This window comes from Amycolatopsis azurea DSM 43854 (genome assembly GCF_001995215.1).
In the GTDB taxonomy this organism is placed as follows: domain Bacteria; phylum Actinomycetota; class Actinomycetes; order Mycobacteriales; family Pseudonocardiaceae; genus Amycolatopsis; species Amycolatopsis azurea.
The window spans coordinates 190,171-209,898 of record NZ_MUXN01000016.1; the positions used below are offsets into that span (position 1 = coordinate 190,171).

The 19,728-nt window shown below is 70.2% G+C and carries 21 protein-coding genes; 11 read left to right on the forward strand and 10 right to left on the reverse strand.

Annotated elements, in window-relative coordinates; genetic code table 11:
• From B0293_RS43955 to B0293_RS22005, 4 genes are all read right to left on the reverse strand, one after another.
• A partial coding sequence (locus tag B0293_RS43955; RefSeq protein ID WP_211284418.1) for a hypothetical protein occupies positions 1-270 on the reverse strand: 270 nt, incomplete at its 3' end.
• A 56-nt stretch (positions 271-326) separates the two neighbouring features.
• Positions 327-752, reverse strand: coding sequence for an Asp23/Gls24 family envelope stress response protein (locus B0293_RS21995; protein WP_005157094.1), 426 nt, complete (start codon positions 750-752; stop codon positions 327-329).
• Positions 752-1,309, reverse strand: coding sequence for an RNA polymerase sigma factor (locus tag B0293_RS22000; RefSeq protein WP_005157096.1), 558 nt, complete (start codon positions 1,307-1,309; stop codon positions 752-754). The genes B0293_RS21995 and B0293_RS22000 overlap by 1 nt, the downstream gene beginning before the upstream one ends.
• Positions 1,306-2,061 (reverse strand): pyrimidine reductase family protein, encoded by a 756-nt coding sequence (locus B0293_RS22005; protein ID WP_005157099.1) that lies wholly within the window; start codon positions 2,059-2,061, stop codon positions 1,306-1,308. The genes B0293_RS22000 and B0293_RS22005 overlap by 4 nt, the downstream gene beginning before the upstream one ends.
• A 98-nt stretch (positions 2,062-2,159) precedes the next feature.
• Between B0293_RS22005 and zapE the strand changes: the two genes are divergently transcribed.
• Positions 2,160-3,194 carry a cell division protein ZapE gene (gene zapE, locus B0293_RS22010; protein ID WP_005157102.1) on the forward strand — a complete coding sequence of 345 codons (1,035 nt, stop codon included), beginning with the start codon at positions 2,160-2,162 and terminating at the stop codon, positions 3,192-3,194.
• On the opposite strand, the gene B0293_RS22015 is transcribed toward zapE, so the two are convergent.
• Complete coding sequence (locus B0293_RS22015; RefSeq protein WP_005157105.1) at positions 3,148-3,756, reverse strand: phosphatase PAP2 family protein; 609 nt, start codon at positions 3,754-3,756, stop codon at positions 3,148-3,150. The genes zapE and B0293_RS22015 overlap by 47 nt on opposite strands.
• A gap of 64 nt (positions 3,757-3,820) precedes the next feature.
• Between B0293_RS22015 and B0293_RS22020 the strand changes: the two genes are divergently transcribed.
• On the forward strand, positions 3,821-4,696 hold the full coding sequence (locus tag B0293_RS22020) for an FAD-dependent oxidoreductase (protein ID WP_005157108.1): 876 nt from the start codon (positions 3,821-3,823) through the stop codon (positions 4,694-4,696).
• Positions 4,697-5,021: 325 nt separating this feature from the next.
• Here B0293_RS22020 and B0293_RS22025 read toward each other — a convergent pair whose 3' ends face one another.
• Together B0293_RS22025 and rocD are read right to left on the reverse strand one after the other, a co-directional pair.
• Entirely contained in the window at positions 5,022-6,386 is a 1,365-nt protein-coding gene (locus B0293_RS22025) for a DUF2252 domain-containing protein (RefSeq protein WP_039917844.1), read from the reverse strand.
• A 31-nt stretch (positions 6,387-6,417) separates the two neighbouring features.
• Entirely contained in the window at positions 6,418-7,620 is a 1,203-nt protein-coding gene (rocD, locus tag B0293_RS22030) for an ornithine--oxo-acid transaminase (RefSeq protein WP_005157111.1), read from the reverse strand.
• 156 nt (positions 7,621-7,776) lie between these two features.
• On the opposite strand from rocD, the gene B0293_RS22035 reads away from it, so the two are divergent.
• Genes B0293_RS22035 through B0293_RS22045 form a run of 3 tightly spaced genes read left to right on the forward strand, consistent with a single transcriptional unit; the run spans position 7,777 to position 11,726 of the window.
• Positions 7,777-8,631 carry a PPK2 family polyphosphate kinase gene (locus B0293_RS22035; protein ID WP_005157112.1) on the forward strand — a complete coding sequence of 285 codons (855 nt, stop codon included), beginning with the start codon at positions 7,777-7,779 and terminating at the stop codon, positions 8,629-8,631.
• A gap of 33 nt (positions 8,632-8,664) precedes the next feature.
• Positions 8,665-10,779, forward strand: coding sequence for a S9 family peptidase (locus B0293_RS22040; protein ID WP_005157113.1), 2,115 nt, complete (start codon positions 8,665-8,667; stop codon positions 10,777-10,779).
• Positions 10,776-11,726: an LLM class F420-dependent oxidoreductase gene (locus tag B0293_RS22045; protein WP_005157115.1), complete on the forward strand. Its 951-nt coding sequence runs from the start codon at positions 10,776-10,778 to the stop codon at positions 11,724-11,726. The genes B0293_RS22040 and B0293_RS22045 overlap by 4 nt, the downstream gene beginning before the upstream one ends.
• A gap of 110 nt (positions 11,727-11,836) precedes the next feature.
• Here B0293_RS22045 and B0293_RS22050 read toward each other — a convergent pair whose 3' ends face one another.
• The gene (locus B0293_RS22050; protein ID WP_005157120.1) at positions 11,837-12,913 is read right to left on the reverse strand and encodes an NAD(P)/FAD-dependent oxidoreductase; all 1,077 of its coding nucleotides are present in this window, start codon (positions 12,911-12,913) and stop codon (positions 11,837-11,839) included.
• 86 nt (positions 12,914-12,999) lie between these two features.
• On the opposite strand from B0293_RS22050, the gene B0293_RS22055 reads away from it, so the two are divergent.
• Positions 13,000-13,425 carry a MarR family winged helix-turn-helix transcriptional regulator gene (locus B0293_RS22055; RefSeq protein WP_005157124.1) on the forward strand — a complete coding sequence of 142 codons (426 nt, stop codon included), beginning with the start codon at positions 13,000-13,002 and terminating at the stop codon, positions 13,423-13,425.
• 1 nt (position 13,426) lies between these two features.
• Here the strand turns inward: B0293_RS22055 and crcB (B0293_RS22060) are convergent, their stop codons facing one another.
• Both crcB (B0293_RS22060) and crcB (B0293_RS22065) read right to left on the reverse strand, forming a co-directional pair.
• Positions 13,427-13,801, reverse strand: coding sequence for a fluoride efflux transporter CrcB (gene crcB / locus B0293_RS22060; protein ID WP_005157127.1), 375 nt, complete (start codon positions 13,799-13,801; stop codon positions 13,427-13,429).
• Positions 13,798-14,208: a fluoride efflux transporter CrcB gene (gene crcB, locus B0293_RS22065; protein WP_005157131.1), complete on the reverse strand. Its 411-nt coding sequence runs from the start codon at positions 14,206-14,208 to the stop codon at positions 13,798-13,800. Before crcB (B0293_RS22065) ends, crcB (B0293_RS22060) begins: the two co-directional genes overlap by 4 nt.
• 171 nt (positions 14,209-14,379) lie before the next feature.
• Here crcB (B0293_RS22065) and B0293_RS44690 point away from each other — a divergent pair, with 171 nt between their 5' ends.
• From B0293_RS44690 to merB, 5 genes are all read left to right on the forward strand, one after another.
• A complete protein-coding gene (locus B0293_RS44690; RefSeq protein ID WP_005157133.1) occupies positions 14,380-14,511 on the forward strand; it encodes a hypothetical protein in 132 nt (43 codons plus the stop codon).
• A complete protein-coding gene (locus tag B0293_RS22070; RefSeq protein WP_005157135.1) occupies positions 14,512-15,693 on the forward strand; it encodes a cupin domain-containing protein in 1,182 nt (393 codons plus the stop codon).
• 85 nt (positions 15,694-15,778) lie between these two features.
• Complete coding sequence (locus B0293_RS22075; protein ID WP_005157137.1) at positions 15,779-16,741, forward strand: sucrase ferredoxin; 963 nt, start codon at positions 15,779-15,781, stop codon at positions 16,739-16,741.
• A gap of 89 nt (positions 16,742-16,830) precedes the next feature.
• A complete protein-coding gene (locus B0293_RS22080) occupies positions 16,831-18,735 on the forward strand; it encodes an intein-containing Rv2578c family radical SAM protein (protein ID WP_005157139.1) in 1,905 nt (634 codons plus the stop codon).
• Positions 18,736-19,092: 357 nt separating this feature from the next.
• Positions 19,093-19,671, forward strand: a complete 579-nt coding sequence (merB, locus tag B0293_RS22085; protein WP_005157141.1) for an organomercurial lyase — start codon at positions 19,093-19,095, stop codon at positions 19,669-19,671.
• The last annotated feature ends 57 nt before the right edge of the window (positions 19,672-19,728 follow it).

Below are 19,728 nucleotides of genomic sequence, written 5' to 3' on the forward strand. Positions count from 1 at the left end.
GAAGGAGGCCTTCATGTACTTCGGCAAGGTGTGAAGGTCGAGTTCTCTCGGCTGAGCCGCGTGAAGGGGGCCTTCACGCGGCTCAGCTGTGACTGCTGTGGCTACTGGTGCGTCTGGGACAAGCGCGACGATCACGGGATCCGTGAAGGCCCCCTTCACGGACTCTGGGTCCCTCAAGGGGGCCTTCACGGACCACCGAAGCGCCCCAGGAGCCTCAAGAACCCCACTGACCTCATACGTCACAGCGGGGCGCATGAAGGCCTCCTTCACTACCTTCAGGGTAGGCAAGGAGGCCTTCACGGAACGGCGGGGCGACCCGGCCAGGGTCAGTCGGGGTGCACGTCGACGACGTGGACGTTGATCGCGGGCGGGGCCGATCCGAGCTGTCCGGTCAGCGCCGCGCTCACCCGGTGCCGCAGCAGTTCCGCGACCGCCGCTTCCACGCCGAACCGGACCGTCACCAGCACCTGGAGCACGTCGTCCTCGAGCGCGACGGCCGAGACGTGGACGCCGCCGAGGTCGCGGCCCATCTCGGCGGCGAGCTTCCTGGTCATCAGCACCAGCGCCCGTTCCGACACCTGGGTCTTCCCGCCCGCCGAGGGCAGGTCGAGCGGAGGGGTGGTGTGCTTGCCGCGGACGCCGCCGACCGACCGGAGCACCCGCTCGACGAGTCCTGGCGGCGTCGGCACCGGACGGCTCGCGGCGGCGCGCACCTGCTCCCACCGGGGGTCGTCGCGCGGATCCTCGCTCATCACCGTTCCCCGGGTCGGAAGTTGTCGCCGAGTTTCGCCAGCAGCGCCACCCTCGCGCGGTGCAGGCGAGCGCGCAGAGCGGGCACGCTCACTTCCAGCACCTCGGCCACCTCGTCGTAGGTCAACCCTTCGAATTCTCGCAGAATCAGCGGGATCCGCTGGCCGACGTCCAGTTCGGCGATCGCCCGCAGCACCGTGCCGACCTGTTCGGCGCTCACCACATACCCTTCCGGACCAGGTACGACACCCGCGTCGCCCTCGTCGAGCGGCACGGTCGGTTTCCGGCGCCGGACCTGCCTGAGCGCGCCGTTCGTCGTCACCCGGTACAGCCAGGTGGACACCGCGGACTCGAACCGGAACCCGGGCAGCGCGCGCCACGCGGACAGCCAGGCCTCCTGGACGACGTCCTCGGCCTCCGACGCGCTGCCGGTGATCCGCAGCGCCACGCGGTACATCCTGGCCGTGTGCCGTCGCACCAAGGTGTCGAAGGCACCGTCGTCCCCGGCTGCGGCCCGGGCCGCCAGTTCCTCGTCCGGAACCGGCGCGGGCTCTCTCACCCGCCCTCCCGGCGGCGGTAGCGCAGCATGGTGAAGCCGTCTTCGAAGAGCACGGACGCGAGGTCCATCCGCCGCGGTTCCGGGGTCGGACGGCCGTCGGCGATCCGGCGTTCGCCCGCGCCCGCCAGCAGCGGGGCGACGGTCAGGCACAGCTGGTCGACGAGGTCGGCCGCGATCAGGTCGGCGAACAGCGCCGGCCCGCCCTCGCAGTCGACGCGGCACAGCCCCCGCTCGGCCAGCAGCGCGAGCGCGCGGTGGAGGTCGACGTCGTCGGTCCCGGCGACGAGGACCTCGGCGCCCGCGCGTTCCAGCGCGGTGCGCGGCGCCTTTTCGGTGGTGATGACGATCGGCGGGACCTTGGTGTCGGTGAACAACGGGCCCGCCGGGTCGAGTTCACCGGAACGGGTCACCACCGCGATCGGCGGGACTTCCGACAGCCCGAGCGAGACCCGGCGGGCGGCGCGTGCGGGAGTGATCCGCGCGCCGCGGTAGCCCTCGGCGCGGGCGGTGCCGGCGCCGACCAGGATCACGTCGGCAAGCAGCCGTCCCATCAGGAAGATCCGCTTGTCGGCGGGGTGCGAAAGGCCCTCGGACAGCTGGTCGACGGCCACCGCGCCATCGGCGGAGCTGACGAAGTTGACCTGGACCCAGGGACGGCTCATGGCGGTCATGTCTTCGGGATACCCGTAAAGCCGTTCAAGGTCGGCATCGGAGACGGGATCCGCCGGTGTCGTTGGCCACAAAAGCTGCACACGTCCATCCCAGCACGGGCCCGACGGCACCGCTGAGCGGGGGATACGCCCGGTCAGGGAGAGTGAACGGCCCACCCCGGAGCCGTTACTCTCGGCGAATGCCCGCCCGCCTGATCGATCGCCGTCCGGAGCTGTCCGCCGACGAGCTGATCACCGCGCTCGTCCCGCCGCCCCGGTTCGACGCGGTCCGGTTCTCCACCTACGTGCCCAATCCGGACGAGCCGAGCCAGGCCGAGGCGGTCGTGGCCTGCGGCGCGTTCGCGCGGCGCGTGGCGGAAGCCGCGAACCGGAAGCCGAAGTCGAAGCTGCGCGCGCTGTTCGGCGGCGGGGACGAGGCGCCGTCCGGACCGAGGGGGCTCTACCTCGACGGTGGCTTCGGCGTCGGCAAGACACACCTGCTCGCCTCGACGTGGCACGAGACGCCGTCGCCCAAGGCGTACGGCACGTTCGTGGAGCTGACCCATCTCGTCGGCGCGCTGGGGTTCGCGGAGGCGGTGCGACGGCTGTCCGAACACCGGTTCCTGGCGATCGACGAGTTCGAACTCGACGACCCCGGCGACACCATGCTCGTCACCCGGCTGCTCCAGGAGCTGATCTCGGCCGGAGTGTTCGTGGCGGCGACCTCCAACACGCTGCCGGACAAACTCGGCGAGGGCCGGTTCGCCGCCGCGGACTTCCTGCGGGAGATCCAGTCGCTGTCGGCCAAGTTCGGCGTCTGCCGGGTCGACGGCCCGGACTACCGGCACCGAGGCCTGCCGGACGCGCCGCCGCCCGCGAGCCCGGAGCAACTGGAGGCCTCCGCCGCCGCGCATCCCGAGTCCACTGTGGACGATTTCGACGCCTTGTGCGAACACCTCGGCGGGCTGCACCCTTCGCGTTACGGCAGGCTTCTCGACGGGGTGACCCGGGTGCACCTGCGCGACATCCATCCGGTTCCCGACCAGAACGTCGGACTGCGGATGGTCGCCTTCGCCGACCGGCTCTACGACCGCGCGATCCCGCTGGTGGTCTCCGGTGAGCCGGTGCCGCTGCTGTTCACCGAGGAGATGGTGAACGGCGGCTACCGCAAGAAGTACCTGCGCGCCGTCAGCCGCCTGACGGCGCTGGCTCGCGACGCCGTGCAGCCCAGCTGAGCAGGACCCAGGTCGCGCACACGGTCGCGACCGCGAACAGCGTGCCGCCCACGACGTCGGTCAGGTAGTGGTAGCCGAGGCCGATCATGCCGATCGTGACCCCGGCGAGCACCACCGCGCCCACGACCGAGATGACGGCGGTCGCGATCCCGGGGCGGGCCAGCAGGACGAGCACGGTCAGCACCGCGACCAGCGCGACGGTGTGCCCGCTGGGATAGGCGAGGTAGGTGTTCTTCCAGCGGTCGAACAGCGGTTTGAGCACCCAGCTGTTCGCGAAGATCGCGACGAGCGGGCCCACGACGGTCAGCTGTGCTTCGAGCCGCCGTCGTCCGGCCAGACAGAGGCCCACGGCGACGGCGGCGACGGGAATGAGGACGTAGGCCTCGGTCGGCAGCACGAGCAGCTGGAGCAGGTCCGCGTTACCGCCGAAGGCGCGCCCCACCCACTTGACGGCGAGCTCGTCGGGGCCGGAAAGGCCCTCACCCGACACCAGTACCCCGAGCACGACCATGATCACCGCGCAAGTCACCGCGATGAGCCCGTATGGCGCCTTTCCGCTCATCCGGCGAGATTACGTGACGGGCGATCAGTCACCATGCAGGGACGGCACGCGGAAGGGGCGTTCGATGCGGATCACGGTGGTCGGCGGCGGGATCATCGGGCTGAGCTGCGCGCACCGGCTGGCGGGCGCCGGGCACGACGTCACGGTGATCACCGCCGACCGGCCGGGCGAGACGACGTCGGCGGTGGCGGGCGGCGTGCTCTTCCCGCCGCTGTCGGTGCACTCCGACCAGGTGGATCGCTGGACCGCGACGAGCGTGGACGAGTACCGCTCGCTCGGCGCGCCCGGGGTCAGCCTGCGCCGGGGGACGTTCTTCATCCCCCGCGAGGCGCCCATGCCGTCCTGGGCGTACTCGATGCCCGACCTCGACGACGGACCCGGACGGCTCACCTTCACGACCGCGCTGATCGACACACCGGTGTACCTCGCGTGGCTCGCCGGCCAGGTCGCCGGGCTGGGCGTGCGCACCGAGTACCGCACCGTCTCGCGGCTGGACGACCTCGACGCGGACCTCGTGGTGAACGCGGCAGGGCTCGGCGCCGGACGGCTGGCGGGCGACGTCACCGTGGTGCCGGTCGGCGGTCAGGTCGTCCACCTCGCCGATCCGGGACTGACCGAATGGATCGTCGACGGGGCCACCCCGGTGCTGCGCCACGTGATCCCGCACGGACGGCACGTCGTCTGCGGCGGCACGCAGGAGCCGGGCCGCGACTCCGTCGAACCGGATCCCGGGGTGACCGCGGACATCGTGCGGCGCTGCCGGGAACTCGTGCCCGCGCTGGCCGACGCGCCGGTGCTGGGCGCGAAGGTCGGCTTGCGGCCGTTCCGCCCGCAGGTGCGGCTGGAGCGGGACGGCGACGTCGTGCACTGCTACGGGCACGGGGGAGCGGGGATCACGCTGGCCTGGGGATGCGCGGACGACGTCCTGGCCCTGGTGTGATGCCCTCCCGCGCAAGTAGGTGACTAAATGCGTGGGACGTGAGGGCTAATGAAGGTGGCTTTCACGTCCTTGTTCCCAATGTCGCATTTGAGACACTGAGCGTCTCAAATGCGACATTGGGAACCTCCGCCGCCCGGACTTACCCCGGCCCAGTGCGCTCCGGTGCCTCCAGGCTGGAGGTGCTGTGCCGAAGGTCAGGGCAGGATGTCCCGAGCGCCACGTTCGAGACGGTGTGTGTCCCGGGCGTGGCGCTCGGGACACACACGCCGACCCGACGCGGGGAATGCCGTTCACCCCGCCCGGCACGACACGTTTGCCTCACCCCTCACACGAGGGCGGCGAAGGCCTCGTGGTCCGCTTCGGTCTGGTCCGCGTACCGCACCGCGTACGCCCCGATGGCCTCGTCGAGGTCTTCGTCGTCCTCGAAGTACCCCGCCAGCATCCGCGGATGCAGCGACCGCGCGTGCGCCCGCGCCAGCAGCGCGCCCGCCAGGCGGCCGTAGTCGTCGAGGTGGTCCTTCTTCAGCTCCGCCGGATCGATGTCGCCCTTGAGGTTCCGGAACTGCCGCACGATGTACGGCACGCCGTCGATGGTCGTCCAGCCGAGCAGGATGTCGGTCTCGGCCTGCACGAGCCGCGCGCCTTCGACGATCCGGCGGCCTTCGTGCTCCGGCGAAGCCAGCCCGAGATACGGCGCCAGCGCGGACGGATTGGCCTGTTTCACTTGCAGGACAAGGTCCTCACCGCTGTTTCCGTGCAGCAGCGCGACGTAGCTGCGCAACCCGACACTGCCGGTGCCGACCACCCGGAAGGCCACATCGGACACCCGGTAGCGCGAGATCAGCGTCCGCCGAGACTCGCGCAGCGTGTCCACATAGGACACCAGGCCGGTGACGACCGCTTCCGCCGTCGCGTCGTCGACGTGGGTGAGCACCGGCGGGTCCTCGACGAACCGGTGCCGTTCGAGGCCGGTGTCGTGGTCGTCGATCCGCCGGGTCCACTTCGCGGTGACCTTGGCGCTGGTGTTCTTCCGCGCCTTCTCGGCCGCTTCCTCGAAGTCGTCGATGAGGTCGTGCGCGCGGACCTTGCTCAGCACCGACGCGTCCGGCAGCGCGTTCCACGACCGCAGGAACGGCAGTTCCGCCAGGCCCCGGATGGTGCGCCGGTACGACTTCACCGCGTCCTCGGCGGCCTCGCGGCAGCCTGACTCGCCGATACCGCCTTCGCGTCCGGCCAGCACGAGACTCGCCGCGAGCCGTTTGAGATCCCACTCCCACGGGCCCGGCACGGATTCGTCGAAATCGTTGATGTCCATGACGATCTGGCCTTCGGGCGTGCCGTACAGCCCGAAGTTCGCGGCGTGCGCGTCCCCGCACAGCTGCGCCGTCAGCCCGGACACCGGCGAGCCCGCCAGATCGGCGGCCATCAGCCCGGCCGCCCCGCGGTAGAAGGTGAACGGCGACGCGAGCATGCGCTCGCGCCGCAGTTCCACCAGTTCCGGCAGGCGGCCTTCGTTGGTCCGCGCGAAGAACTCCGCCACGCTCGGACGGCCGTCGCCCGCCGCCGCGTGATCGTGCGCCGACGACGGTGCCTTGTCCCGCAGCGCCTTGCCCTTCGCGAACCAGTCCTCCGGCGTCACCGTCTCGGTGCCGACCAGCGGCCGCTCCACCCACTCCCGCGCGTCTCCCATGGACAGCCAACGTACCGGCCGCCCGAAAGGTTCACCGCGTCTTGACGACCTCCGTGATCGCGTCGATACCCCGGTCGAGTTCCTCGCGGGTGATCACCAGCGGCGGCGCGATCCGCAGCGTGTGGTCGTGCGTCTCCTTGCACAGCACGCCGCGTTCGGCCAGCGCGGTGGACGCCTCCCGCCCGGTCGGCCCGCCGGGCGCGATGTCGATGCCCGCCCAGAGCCCGCGTCCGCGTACCTCGGCCAGCCCGTTCCCGACCAGTTCGCCGAGCCGGGAGTGCAGGTGGGCGCCCAGTTCCCGCGAGCGCTCCTGGAATTCGCCGGTCTTGAGCAGCCCGACCACGGCCCGCCCGATCGCGCAGGCGACCGGGTTCCCGCCGAAGGTGGAACCGTGCTCGCCGGGCTGGAGCACCCCGAGCACGTCCTTGCCGCCGACCACGGCCGAGACCGGCATGATCCCGCCGCCGAGCGCCTTGCCCAGGGTGTAGACGTCGGCGCGCACGCCTTCGTGGTCGAGCGCGAGGACGGTGCCGGTGCGCGCGAGGCCGGACTGGATCTCGTCGGCGATCAGCAGGACGTTGTGCTCGTCGCACAGCCGCCGCGCCTCGGCGAAGTAGCCGGCGGGCGGCACGATCACGCCCGCCTCGCCCTGCACCGGCTCCAGCAGGATCGCGGCCGTGCGCTCGGTGATGGCGTCGCGCAGCGCTTCGGCGTCGCCGTACTTGACGGTGACGAAGCCCGGCGTGAACGGCCCGAAGTCGGCGCGCGCGGTCTCGTCGGTGGAGAAGGACACGATGGTGGTCGTGCGGCCGTGGAAGTTCGAGCCCGCGACGACGATCTCGGCCGTCCCGTCGGGGACGCCCTTGACCCGGTACGCCCACTTGCGGGCGATCTTCACCGCGGACTCGACGGCCTCCGCGCCGGAGTTCATCGGCAGGGTCATCTCGGTACCGGTCAGCTCGGCGAGCTCCCGGCAGAACAGCCCGAGCTGGTCGTGGTGGAACGCGCGCGAGGTGAGCGTCACCCGGCCGAACTGCTCGACCGCGGCGGCGATCAGCCCGGGGTGGCGGTGCCCGAAGTTCAGCGCGGAGTAGCCGGAGAGGAAGTCGAGGTAGGTCTTGCCCTCCACATCGGTGACCGAAGCGCCTTCGGCGGTGGCGATCACCACGGGCAGGGGGTGGTAGTTGTGCGTGCTCCACTGCTCGTCGAGCGCGATGAAGTCGGCGGTCGTCATGCGTTCAGGTTAGATGCCGCGGTGGTGGACTTCATCCGGGAAACGTTGCTTTGACCCGTTGTTCGTTGCGTATCGACTCGTTCGAGCGAAGAAAACATGCAGAGGCGTACTTGATCACCGGAGGCGCGGGACCCGGCCCGCGGTTATCGTCGCCGGATGGCGAAAAAGGACACCGTCTCCGTCCGGGACACGCTGAGGATCGGCAAGGGGACCGAGCGACACGACCCGGGCACGTTCCCGATCGGACCCAAGAAGAAGCCCAAGGCGCTCGAAGAACTCGCCGAGGCCGGGGCCAAGCTCGCGAAGCTGCAAGAGGCGCTCTACGCGGAGGGCGTCGGCGGCGGGAAACGCAGCCTGCTGCTGGTGCTGCAAGGGATGGACACCTCCGGCAAGGGCGGCACGGTGGGACACGTCCTCGGCCTGGTCAACCCGATGGGCGTGCGGTACGCGGGGTTCAAGAAGCCGACGTCCGCCGAGGCCCGCCACCACTACCTGTGGCGGATCCGCAAGCAGCTTCCCGCGCCCGGGCAGGTCGGCGTCTTCGACCGTTCGCACTACGAGGACATCCTGGTCCCGCGCGTGCAGAAGCTGGTGCCCGCCGCGGAATGGCGCAAGCGCTACGCCGAGATCAACGCGTTCGAGAAGGAACTCACCGAGGCCGGCACGACGATCGTGAAGGTCTTCCTCGACATCTCGCCGGAGGAGCAGCTGAAACGGCTCAAGGCGAGGCTGGAGACCCCGGCGAAGTGGTGGAAGTACAACCCCGCCGACCTCGACGCGCGTGCTCAGTGGAACGACTACCAGAAGGCCTACGCCGACATCTTCGCCAAGACCTCGACGGAGACGGCGCCCTGGTACTCCGTCCCGGCCGACCACAAGTGGTACCGCAACTACCTGGTCGCGCGGCTGCTGATCGAGACGATCGAGGCGATGGACCCGAAGTTCCCGCCCGCCGACTTCGACCCCGAGACAGAGCTCAAGAAGCTGGAAGCACTTGGCGTATCCCCCTGATCGTCTGGCTGTGTTTTCTGAAAGAGTGCGGAGGTGACCGACACCAGCTTCGAAGATCTCCCGTTCCTCCGTCGACAGGCCCGTACTCAGCGCTTCACCCTCGGCGCGCCGAAAGAGTTCAAGGTCGCCCCGGACGGCTCCCGCGTCCTGTTCCTGCGGTCCGAGTCCGGCACCGACGCGCGGCACAGCCTGTGGTCGTTCGACGTCGCGTCGGGCGAGGAGACGAAGCTGGTCGACGCGGCCCAGCTGCTGCCGGGTGAAGAGGACCTGCCGCCCGAGGAGCGGGCCCGCCGCGAGCGCAGCCGGGAGACCGGCGGCGGCGTGGTCGGCTACGCGGTCGACGACGCGTTCACCGTCGCCGCGTTCTCGCTCTCGGGCAAGCTCCACACCCTCGACCTGGCCACCGGTGAGGTGTCCGTGCTGGTCGAGGGCTCGGTCGTCGACCCGCGGCCCAGCCCGGACGGCGCCCACGTCGCCTATGTCCGCGACCGGCGGCTGCGGGTGATCGACCGGGCCACCGGCGCGGACCGGCTGCTCGTCGAGGAAGACGGCGAGGACATCGCCTGGGGGCTCGCGGAGTTCATCGCGGCCGAGGAGATGGGCCGCACGCGGGGCTACTGGTGGGCCCCGGACGGGAAGAGCCTGCTGGTCGAGCGGTCCGATCGGGCGGACGTGCCGCGCTGGACGATCGCCGATCCGGCCAACCCGCAGTCGGCGGCCAATGTCGTCGCGTATCCCGCCGCGGGGACGACGAACGCGGACGTGACGCTGGCGATCCTCGGCCTCGACGGTTCGCGCGTCGACGTCACCAAGACCGGCTGGGAGTACCTGGCCGCGGTGCACTGGTCGGCGGCGGGCAAGCCGCTGCTGTCCGTGCAGTCGCGGGACCAGCGCACGCTGGAGATCCAGGCGGTCGACCCGGCGGACGGTTCCGTCGAGGTGCTGCACACCGAGACCGACGAGCACTGGGTCGAGCTCGCCGCGGGTGTCCCGGCGTGGACCGCCGACGGCCGTCTGGTGCGCGAGAGCGCCGCCGACGGCGACCACCGACTGGTCGTCGACGGGGTCGCGGTCACCCCGCCGGGTCTGCAGGTGCGGTCGATCCTGCACGTCGGCGCCGAGGTGCTGTTCAGCGCGTCCGAAGCCGACCCGACGCAGATCCACGTCTTCCGTACCGAAGGCGGCGAACTCCGTCGTCTGTCCACTGAGGACGGTGTGCACGTCGGCTCCGGGAACGCCTCGCTGGCCGTGCTTTCGTCGTGGAGCCTGGACCGCAGCGGCCCGGCGGTGAGTGTCGTCTCCGGCGACGAGACGGTGGCGCGTATCGCCTCCCACACCGTCGACCCCGACGTCGTCCCGAACCTGATCTGGCTGACGCTGGGGGAGCGGGGCCTGCGTGCCGCGCTGGTGCTGCCGACCGGGTACGAGGAGAGCGAGGGCAAGCTCCCGGTGCTGCTCGACCCGTACGGCGGCCCGCACGCCCAGCGCGTCCTCCAGACCCGCAACGCGTTCCTGACCCCGCAATGGCTGGCGGACCAGGGTTTCGCGGTGCTGGTCGCCGACGGTCGCGGGACGCCGGGCCGGGGTTCGGCCTGGGAGAAGGAGATCGCGGGCAAGCTCGCCGACGTCACCCTCGCCGACCAGGTCGACGCCCTGCACGCGGCGGCCGCGCTGCGTCCGGAACTGGACCTGGAGCGGGTCGCGATCCGCGGCTGGTCCTACGGCGGTTACCTGTCCGCGCTGGCCGTGCTGCGCCGCCCGGACGTCTTCCACGCCGGTGTCGCGGGCGCCCCGGTGACCGACTGGTCCCTGTACGACACGCACTACACCGAGCGCTACCTCGGGCTTCCGCAGACGGACACGGCCTCGTACGAGCACAACTCGCTGATCGCCGGCGCCGGTGATCTCAGCCGGGCGCTGCTGATCGTCCACGGACTGGCCGACGACAACGTTTTTGTCGCCCACTCGTTGCGCCTGTCGTCGGCACTGCTGGCCAAGGGGCGTCCGCACGTGTTCCTGCCGCTGGCCGGCGCGACGCATATGACACCGCAGGCCGAAGAGGTCGCGGAGAACCTGATGCGCACGCAGGTGGACTGGATCGTGCGCGAGCTGTCCGGCGACGCGGTCAAGAGCGAGGAGAACGCATGAAACGGTGGGGCATCACCATTCCGCTGACCGGGGTGCCGCTCGCGGCGCACCGGGAGATGGTGCAGGAGCTGCCGGACCTCGGCTACACCGACGCGTGGTCGGCCGAGACCGCGGGCCACGACGCCTTCACGCCGTTGGTGCTCGCCTCGCAGTGGGCGCCGCAGCTGCGGCTGGGCACCGCGATCGTGCCGGTGTACACGCGCGGTCCCGGGCTGCTCGCGATGAGCGCGGCGACGGTCGCGGAGCTGGCGCCCGGCCGGTTCGTGCTCGGCATCGGCGCTTCGTCGCCGGTGATCGTGAAGAACTGGAACGCCGCCGAGTTCGAGGCGCCGTTCGCGCGGTCCCGGGACGCCCTGCGGTTCCTGCGGTCGGCGCTGGCGGGGGAGAAGGTCACCGAGGAGTACGAGTCCTTCTCGGTCAGCAAGTTCCGGCTGGAACGGCCCACCGATCCGCCGCCGTCGATCATGCTCGCCGCGCTGCGGCCGGGGATGCTGCGGCTGGCCGCGAAGGAGGCCGACGGCGCCATCACCAACTGGCTCGCCGCCTCCGACGTGCCCAAGGTCCGGGCCGAAATCGGCCCGGACGTCGAGCTGGCCGCGCGGATCTTCGTCTGCCCCACCGAGGACAAGGCCGCCGCGCGCGGGCTCGGCCGGATGCTCATCTCGAGCTACCTGACCGTGCCGGTGTACGCGGCGTTCCACGAGTGGCTGGGCCGTGGCGAGGCGCTCGCGCCGATGCACGAGGCCTGGGCCGCGGGTGACCGGCAGAAGGCGAACCAGGTCATCCCGGACGAGGTCGTCGACGACCTGATCGTCCACGGCAGCCTCGATTCCTGCCGTGAGCAGGTGCAGTCCTATGTGGACAACGGGCTGACGACGCCGATCATCGCGCTGCTGCCCACGGGTGAGGACCCGTTCGCGCACGTGCGGGGTCTGGCTCCGCGCTGACGCCTCGTGAGTGGTGGAGTCCGGGGGTGCCGCGAAAGCCACTTTCGCAACGTTGAAGGTTGCGAAAGTGGCTTTCGCAACACGCGGCCTGCCCCCGAGAGTCGCTGTCTCTACGCCGTCCCGAACATCTCCTCGTACCGGGACACCATCATGTGCGCCCCCTTGATCTCCGACGTCGTCGCGGCGTCCAGGATCCCGACCTCCTCCGCGTAGGTCGCGCCCCCGGAAGGCCCGAGCGGCAACGAGATCATCGGCCCGCCCGGGGTGTGGGTCCGCAGCTCGCCGCCCTCGATCAGGGCCCGGATGTTGGCGACGACGACCTCCGCGTGGTCACCGGCCACCTTCGCCAGTTTCCCCTCCGGCAGCGCGGTGATGTCGCCGAGCGCGAACACCCGCGGCTGCCCCGGAAGTCGCAGGTCGGCGTCCACCTCCACCTGGCCGTCCGGCCGCCGGGCGGCGGCGAGGGAGCCGTCGAGAAAAGCGGTGTGCGGCGCGCCGCCGTAGCACTGGAACCACAGGTCGGCGGTCACCTCGCCACCGCCGGTGAGCCCCGAGGTGAACGTCTTCGTTTGCCCCGGTTCCGAGACCGGCGCGTCGGTCAGCGATGTGCCGAGCAGGAGTTCGACGCCCAGTCCGGCCAGCTGACGGCGGATCTCCGCGCGGAACTCCGCCGGGAAGCCGGGCAGGATCTCCTCGGCCGGGTCGACGATCGTCACGGCCTTCTCCGGCCACACCGTCTTGATCTCGCCCGCCAGTTCGAGGCCCACCGGGCCGGCGCCGAGCAGCAGTACCTTCTCCGCGCCCGCGAGTTCTTCCCGGGTGGCACGGATCTTCGCCTTCGCCGAGGCGCTGTCCCGGAAATCGATCTTCGCCGGGAACGGGTACGCCGAACCGGTCGCCAGGACGACGTAATCCGGGGTGAGCCGCTCGCCCGACGCGAGCGTGACACCGCCCTGGTCCACGCTCACCGCGCGGTCGCGGAGCACCCGTCCGCGTTCGAGAAGCCCGGAGTACGGGTAGAAGAGCCGGTCCGTCCACTCCGGATCGACCAGTCCGCGCAACGCGGCGACGTGGTGGACGAAGTCCTCGCGCGGCTCGACGAGGACGACGTCCGCGATCGAGTCCAGTTCCTTGGCGACGGCGGTGCCGCCGTATCCCCCGCCGATGACGGCCACGGTCGTGCTCATGAGATCCCCTAGTTCGTAGTACGTAATGTTGGTACTGCGAACTACAGTAGTTCGTACTCCGAACCATCGTCAAGTAGACTGCGGACATGACCACGGCCGAAGACCTCGGATTCGCGACGGCGCTGGTGCGGCTCTCGCATCTGGTGCAGCGGGCTTTCATCGACGTCGGCCGGTCCCACGACCTCACGCCGCAGCAGGCGCAGCTGCTCTGCGTGCTGGCGCAGGGGGAGACCGGCGTCGGGATGACCGAGCTCGGCAAGATGCTGAACCTGGAGAAATCCAGCGTCACCGGACTGGTGGACCGGGTGCAGCGGCGCGCGCTCGTCGAGCGGGTCGCGGACTCCTGCGACCGCCGCGCGCTCAAGATCACGCTGACCGAAGAGGGCCTCCGGCTCGCGAACGCCGCTCACGAAGGCGTCGTCGACAAGCTGGAGGAGATGGCGGCCGGCCTCCCGGCCGAGCAGCGTGAGGCGATCGCGGCGGCCGCGTGGCGGATGGCGCCCGAAGACTGACTCAGTGCCAGACGGCGGCGGCGAGCAGGAGCCCGGCCGCCGCGGCGCCGATCCCGGCGACCATCGTGACGCCGACGTTCAGCACGGCGCGCGCCCGCGTCTTCTCGGTGAACAGGCGCAGCGTTTCGTAGCCGAAGGTCGAGAACGTCGTGAGCCCGCCGCAGAACCCGATCGCCAGCAGCGCGCGGACGCCGTCCGGCTGGCCGCCGTGCAGCGCCCAGCCGGTGAGGACCCCGAGGATCGCCGAGCCGACGATGTTGACCGTCAGGGTGCCCCACGGGAAGGCGGCGCCCCGCCACGCGCGCACCCGTAGATCGGTCAGGAACCGCAGGATCGCGCCGAGGCCGCCACCGAGCGCGACGAGAAGGACGGTCATTTCCGCACCGCCCGGGTGATCTCGTGCCCGGCGTAGACCGCTACCAACGCGGCGGCCACCGTGCCGGACGCGTACGCCAACCCGGTGAACGGACGCCCGTTCGTCACAAGATCGAGTGTGTCCGTCGCGTAGGTCGAGAACGTGGTGTAGCCACCCAGGATCCCGACTCCCAGGAACGGCCGCAGCAGCCGGTGCGGGTCGGCCGTCGCGCTCAGCAGCGCCATCAGGACACCGATCAGCAGACAGCCGGAAACGTTGGTGGCGAAGGTGGAAAGCGCGAATCGTCCCGGGGAATGGGGGAGTGCGACCGACAGTCCGTAGCGGGCGAGGCTGCCCAGCGCGCCACCCGCGCCGACGGCCGCGAGGACGTCCCATCGCGGGCGGGCGAAAGATGCCGCATCAGCCATGGATGGCAGCTTAGAACCGCTGTCCGGGTGAACCCGCGCCGCGGTGGCGAAGATCGCTCACAAGACCGTTTTTCCCTTCTGGACAGTGAATTTTCCCGAAACGTGTCGTAGGCTTGGCGGCGCTCCAGGCCGATTTTCGGTCCGTCCGCTCGTCTGAGAAAAGGTGGCAGGATGGCTCAGGAACAGTCAGGTACGCAGGCTCCCGACAGCGGTTTGCTGCTGGAGGTCGAGAAGATCCCGACCGCGGTCGACCGCGGGAAGGCCAACGGCGCGGCCGCCGACAACGACGGCAACGACGGCTGAGTGCCCGAAACGCCGACACTGGCTGACCTCGTGGCTCCGCTCGGGGTCAGCCAGTTCTTCCAAGACGTCCAGGGCGAGACCTACCGCCGTTTCGAAGGCCCCGCGGGCCGGTTCGCCGACCTGCTGCCGTGGCCGGCGCTGAACGCGATCCTCCGGCAGCACCGCCTGGAGTTCCCGCGGCTGCGCCTGGCGCTCGACGGCACCCCGGTGCCCATGGAGAGCTACACCGAGCTCGTCCCCACCCGCCGCAGTGGCACCGTCCCCCGCCTGCAGGCCGCTCCGTTCACCGAGCACCTTCGCGACGGCGCGACGATGGTGCTCGACGCCATCCAGGAACTCAGCGACCTGATCGGCGACCTCGCCAGGAGCCTCGAACACGACCTTCGCGAGAGCGTCCAGGTCAACCTGTACGCGGGCTGGGGCGTGACCCACGGCTTCGACGTGCACTGGGACGACCACGACGCGTTCATCATCCAGGTCGCCGGCCGCAAACGCTGGCGGATGCACGGCCCGACCAGGCCCGCTCCGCTGCATCGCGACGTCGAACAGCCCGAGCGGCCCGGTGAGCCGATCGACGATTTCATCCTCGAAGACGGCGATGTCCTCTATGTCCCGCGCGGGCACTGGCACGACGTCACCGCGGTGGGGGAGATGTCGCTGCACCTCACGCTCGGGTTCAGCCCGGCCACCGGGATCGACCTGGTGTCCTGGCTCGCGGACAAGCTGCGGTCGAGCACCGCGTTCCGCCAGGACCTCCCGAGGTTCGGGACGGAGGAGGAACGCGCGGCCCGTGCCGCCGCCCTGCGCGCGGAACTGGAATCCGCGCTGACCGGCGACGTCGTCGACCGGTTCCTCGCCGAGCGTGACTCGTCGGCCCCGGCTCATCCGCGGGTCGGGCTGCCCTGGGCGGCGACCCCGGGCCTGCTGCCGGACGGCGACGAGACCGAGGTCCGGTTCCTCGTCCCGAGGGCCGTGCTCGAAGAAGGCGACGGCAGGGTGACCCTGCTCGCGGACGGAAAACGGTTCGTTTTCGCGGGTGCCGCCTCGCCGCTGCTCAAGGCGCTGCTCGACGGCACGCCGCAGGCGGTCAAGCGACTCGCCGAGCTGTCCGAACTCGATCGGGGGACCGTTCGGGCCTTCCTCGGCGAGCTCACCACGCAGGGACTTCTCTCGATCGGCTGAAACTCACAGGAGACGAGAAGTGTGAAGGGAGCACGGACGGGGTAAGCTAAGGCATGCCTAAGGTCAAGTCCGGAGCGGTCAGCCGATGACCGCTCAGCTCTCGGACACCTCTGCGTCCGATGGTTCGGCGCAGCCCGCCGCGTTGCCGGGCTGCGCGACCGTCGCGCGCATGCTGGGCGCGAGCCCCGCCGGCACAGCGGCCGACATGCGCTGCTGGCTGCTCATCGAACAGCCGGGCCCCTGGCCCGCGGACGCGCTGGAAAACGTCCTCGACGAGGCTTTCCCCGCCGAGCGCCGCGAGCTGCTCGAGAACTTGAGACGGTCCCACGGGCTCCGTCCGCTGCTGATCCGGCGTCCCGGTAAGCACCGGCGAGACCCGGATCGCCCCCGTTCCGTGTACGTCGGCGGTGGCGAACCGGGCAACCGCTGGCTGGAACGCCTGGAGATCCGCGACCTGAGCGAACTGGCCGAACTGGACCTCGACCTGATCGTGGACGGCGTCGGCGGGCTCGGCGAGCGAGTCGACGGACCGCTGTTCCTGGTCTGCACGCACGGCACCAAGGACATGTGCTGCGCGGTGCTCGGCCGCCCGCTGGCCTCGGCGCTCAACACCAACCATCCGGGCCGCTCCTGGGAGGTCAGCCACGTCGGCGGCGACCGCTGGGCAGGCAACCTCCTCGTGGTCCCCGACGGCTTCCTCCACGGCCAGCTCAACCCGGCCGAGGCGGCGCTGGTCGCCAAGGCCGCCTTGCGCGGGCAGGTCGAACCTGAGCAGCTCCGCGGCCGCACGTCCGCCCGGACGGCGTGGGCGCAGTTCGCGGAGATCGCGATCCGCCGCCGGCTCGATCTGTCCGGTTTGGACGATGTGATCGCCGTCCAGGAGGAGCCGCTGCTCGAATCCGACGCCCGGGTGGTCACCGTGCGCGGCGGCGAGGACTTCTACTCGGTGACCGTGCGCCGTCGTTCGGCGACGCCGCGCGGGGAAAGCCGGTGCGCGGGACTGATCCAGCCCGCCGGGTACGTCACCGACGAGATCACGAAGCTCTAACTCGCATTTAGAGGACGAAACGCGCCGAAGATCACCCGCGTTCGAACACCTGTTTGACACCCGTCTAGAACATGTGTTCGACTGACTTCGTGCGATGGGATCGACAGCGGGCGGACGGCGGCGAGCCGGTGCTGCCCGGATTGGACGGGTTGCCGCGTTCGGTGCGCACGCCCGAGTTCGACGGCGTCACCTTTCACGAGGTGCACGCCAAATCCGTGCTGAACAAGGTGCCCGAGAGTTCGGGTGTCCCGTTCGGATGGACGGTGAACCCGTACCGCGGCTGCTCGCACGCGTGTACGTACTGCCTCGAAGGCGGCACGCCGGTCCTGATGGCCGACGGCCGGACGAAGGCGCTGGCGGACCTGGCGCCCGGCGACACGATCTACGGGACGCGCGGGCGCGGCGCGGGCAGGCGGCTGGTGCCGACGGAGGTGCTGGCGCACTGGTCGACGCTGAAACCGGCGTACCGCGTGACCCTCGACGACGGAACGTCCATCGTGGCCAGTGGCGACCACCGGTTCCTGACCGGCCGCGGCTGGAAACACGTCACCGGCACCCGGTTCGGCGCGGCGCAGCGGCCGCATCTGGTCGGGGGCGCCGAACTCGTCGGCGTCGGGAAACTCGCCCGCACCCCGGACGACACCCTCGGCTATCGCGCCGGATTCCTCTGCGGGATGCTGCGCTCCGGCGGGTTCTCGGCCGAGAAGGACGCCGCGGACCGCGCGCTCCGGTATCTGCCGGACTTCGGCGCGTCGGTCGGCTTCGTCCAGGTGCCGCCGTCGCCGGATTCCCATTGGCAGCGCGGATTCCTGGCGGGACTGTTCGACCTCGCCGGGAGCTACCGGCACGGCGCGCTGCGCGTCACCCATGACGAGCAGGACATCGTCTCGACTTTCTGCGCAGCGCTCGACAACTTCGGTTTCCGTTACGTCAAGACCGAAAACGCCAAGTTCCGTCCGTTGTGGACGGTTCAGCTGCTCGGTGGCCCGTCGGAGGAGCTGCGGTTCTTCCATCTCGCCGATCCCGCCGTCGCCTGGAAACGGTCGCTGGACGGGCTCGCGATCGGCCGCACCAGACGGAAGGTGTCGTCCATCGATGCGCTCGGCATCGAGCTGCCGCTGTTCGACATCACCACCGGAACCGGTGACTTCATCGCCGACGGCATGGTCACGCACAACTGTTTCGCGCGGAACACCCACACGTACCTGGATTTCGACGCCGGACGCGACTTCGACACGCAGGTGATCGTGAAGGTCAACGCGCCCGAAGTGCTGGCCGCGCAGCTGCGGCGGCCGAGCTGGACGCGCGAGCACGTCGCGATGGGCACGAATACCGATCCCTATCAGCGGGCCGAGGGCCGGTACAAGCTGATGCCGCGCATCATCACCGCGCTCGCGGATTCGGGCACGCCGCTGTCCATCCTGACCAAGGGGACCGTGCTGGCGCGGGACCTGCCGTTGCTGGAGTCGGTGTCGAAGGACGTGCCCGCCGGGCTGGCGATTTCGCTCGCGTTGCTGGACGAGGATCTGCAACGCCGTCTCGAACCCGGGACGCCGGGACCGCGGGCGAGGCTCGACCTGATCCGCAAGGCACGGGACGCCGGGCTCCCGTGTTCGGTGCTGGTCGCCCCGGTGCTGCCGTACCTGACCGATTCGGTGGACGCGCTCGACGCCCTGTTCGCGCGGCTGGCCGAGGCCGGTGCCACGCGGGTCACCGTCCTCCCGTTGCATTTGCGGCCGGGCGCCCGGGAATGGTTCGCGCGCTGGCTCGGCCGGGAGCATCCGGAACTGGTGCCGAAATACCGGGAGCTGTACTCGCGCGGTGCTTATCTCCCGAAGTCCTATCGGGAGCGGCTGGGCGCCCGCGTCGGCCCGTTGCTGCGCCGTCACGGCTTCGGTTCCCGTGCCGATGACGGGGAGCGAATGCAGGTGACGATGCCCGTGCAGCGGACGGGGGAGGTGGTACCCGCCGCGGAACAGCTCAAACTGCTGTGAGGAGTCGGTCCGGTGGGTCGTGAGTGGCAAGTGACGTTCTAACGCGACTTGCCACTCACGACCCCCTTGACCGACTACGGCGCGGCACCTTGGTCGCCCGCGCTACCGCAGTAACCGCTGGCGCACGGGGACGACCTCCAGGTCCGTGAAGGCCGACACGACATGAGGCCGCGCCACTTTTGCCTCTTCGGACCGAAAGATCGTCTTTTTTCGGGCACTTCGGAAAACGTCTTCCCGATTTGCGGCACGAATGTGAATCTTCTTACCCCACAACGGATTCGGCCGTTCGGCGCAGTCACTTGGCGGAAATCCTTTTCGTGCTTAACCTCTGAGAAGAGGAAGGCGAGGAGGTGCCTGTTGACCACCCGTACGGATCGCACCGCCGCTGTCCGCATCGCCTGGGCCGCGACCAAGCTGACCAGGGCGGGCAGACACCCCATCGCCATCGGCAGACTCGCCGCCACCGTCGGCATGGACCCGGCGGAGGCCCACCGGCTGATGGATCTCATGGGCTTCGTCATCCGCGACGGCCTGGTCGTGATGGACCGCGGTTCCCGGCCCGGCCCGGCCAAGGCGGGTTCCGACCGGTACCAGGTGGACCTGTTCCTGATGGCCTTCGCCACCGGCGAACCCGTGCACGCGGATTCGGTCTGCCCGGCGACAGGGGCCCGTGTCCGCGTCCACTTCACGCGCGCGCACGTCCTGAGCGTCGACCCGCCGCACGCCGTCGTCGCCGCGTCCCGGCTGTCCGGTATCGACCTCACCCTCGGCCAGGACTACGTCGAGGCGCTGGTCTGCACGCAGTTCTTCGCGTCGAAGGAGGCGGCCGCGGGCTGGCTGCTGGAGAACATCGACGGCCGGGTCCTGTCCGTGCCCGACTACCTGGTGCATACGCGGCGGATGGTCGCGGCGCTGGAGGCCTGGCCGACGATCTGAGAACACCTGGTCGCGAGGCATCCGGGGCGATTCGTTAGCCTTTGACGTCGGCGCAGA

Coding starts and splice junctions, on each gene's coding strand:
- B0293_RS21995 (WP_005157094.1), bottom strand. CDS start 752: ATGAGCGAGGATCCGCGCGACGACCCCCGGTGGGAGCAGGTGCGCGCC.
- zapE (WP_005157102.1), top strand. CDS start 2,160: ATGCCCGCCCGCCTGATCGATCGCCGTCCGGAGCTGTCCGCCGACGAG.
- B0293_RS22015 (WP_005157105.1), bottom strand. CDS start 3,756: ATGAGCGGAAAGGCGCCATACGGGCTCATCGCGGTGACTTGCGCGGTG.
- B0293_RS22020 (WP_005157108.1), top strand. CDS start 3,821: ATGCGGATCACGGTGGTCGGCGGCGGGATCATCGGGCTGAGCTGCGCG.
- B0293_RS22025 (WP_039917844.1), bottom strand. CDS start 6,386: ATGGGAGACGCGCGGGAGTGGGTGGAGCGGCCGCTGGTCGGCACCGAG.
- rocD (WP_005157111.1), bottom strand. CDS start 7,620: ATGACGACCGCCGACTTCATCGCGCTCGACGAGCAGTGGAGCACGCAC.
- B0293_RS22035 (WP_005157112.1), top strand. CDS start 7,777: ATGGCGAAAAAGGACACCGTCTCCGTCCGGGACACGCTGAGGATCGGC.
- B0293_RS22045 (WP_005157115.1), top strand. CDS start 10,776: ATGAAACGGTGGGGCATCACCATTCCGCTGACCGGGGTGCCGCTCGCG.
- B0293_RS22050 (WP_005157120.1), bottom strand. CDS start 12,913: ATGAGCACGACCGTGGCCGTCATCGGCGGGGGATACGGCGGCACCGCC.
- B0293_RS22055 (WP_005157124.1), top strand. CDS start 13,000: ATGACCACGGCCGAAGACCTCGGATTCGCGACGGCGCTGGTGCGGCTC.
- crcB (WP_005157127.1), bottom strand. CDS start 13,801: ATGACCGTCCTTCTCGTCGCGCTCGGTGGCGGCCTCGGCGCGATCCTG.
- crcB (WP_005157131.1), bottom strand. CDS start 14,208: ATGGCTGATGCGGCATCTTTCGCCCGCCCGCGATGGGACGTCCTCGCG.
- B0293_RS44690 (WP_005157133.1), top strand. CDS start 14,380: ATGGCTCAGGAACAGTCAGGTACGCAGGCTCCCGACAGCGGTTTGCTG.
- B0293_RS22075 (WP_005157137.1), top strand. CDS start 15,779: ATGACCGCTCAGCTCTCGGACACCTCTGCGTCCGATGGTTCGGCGCAG.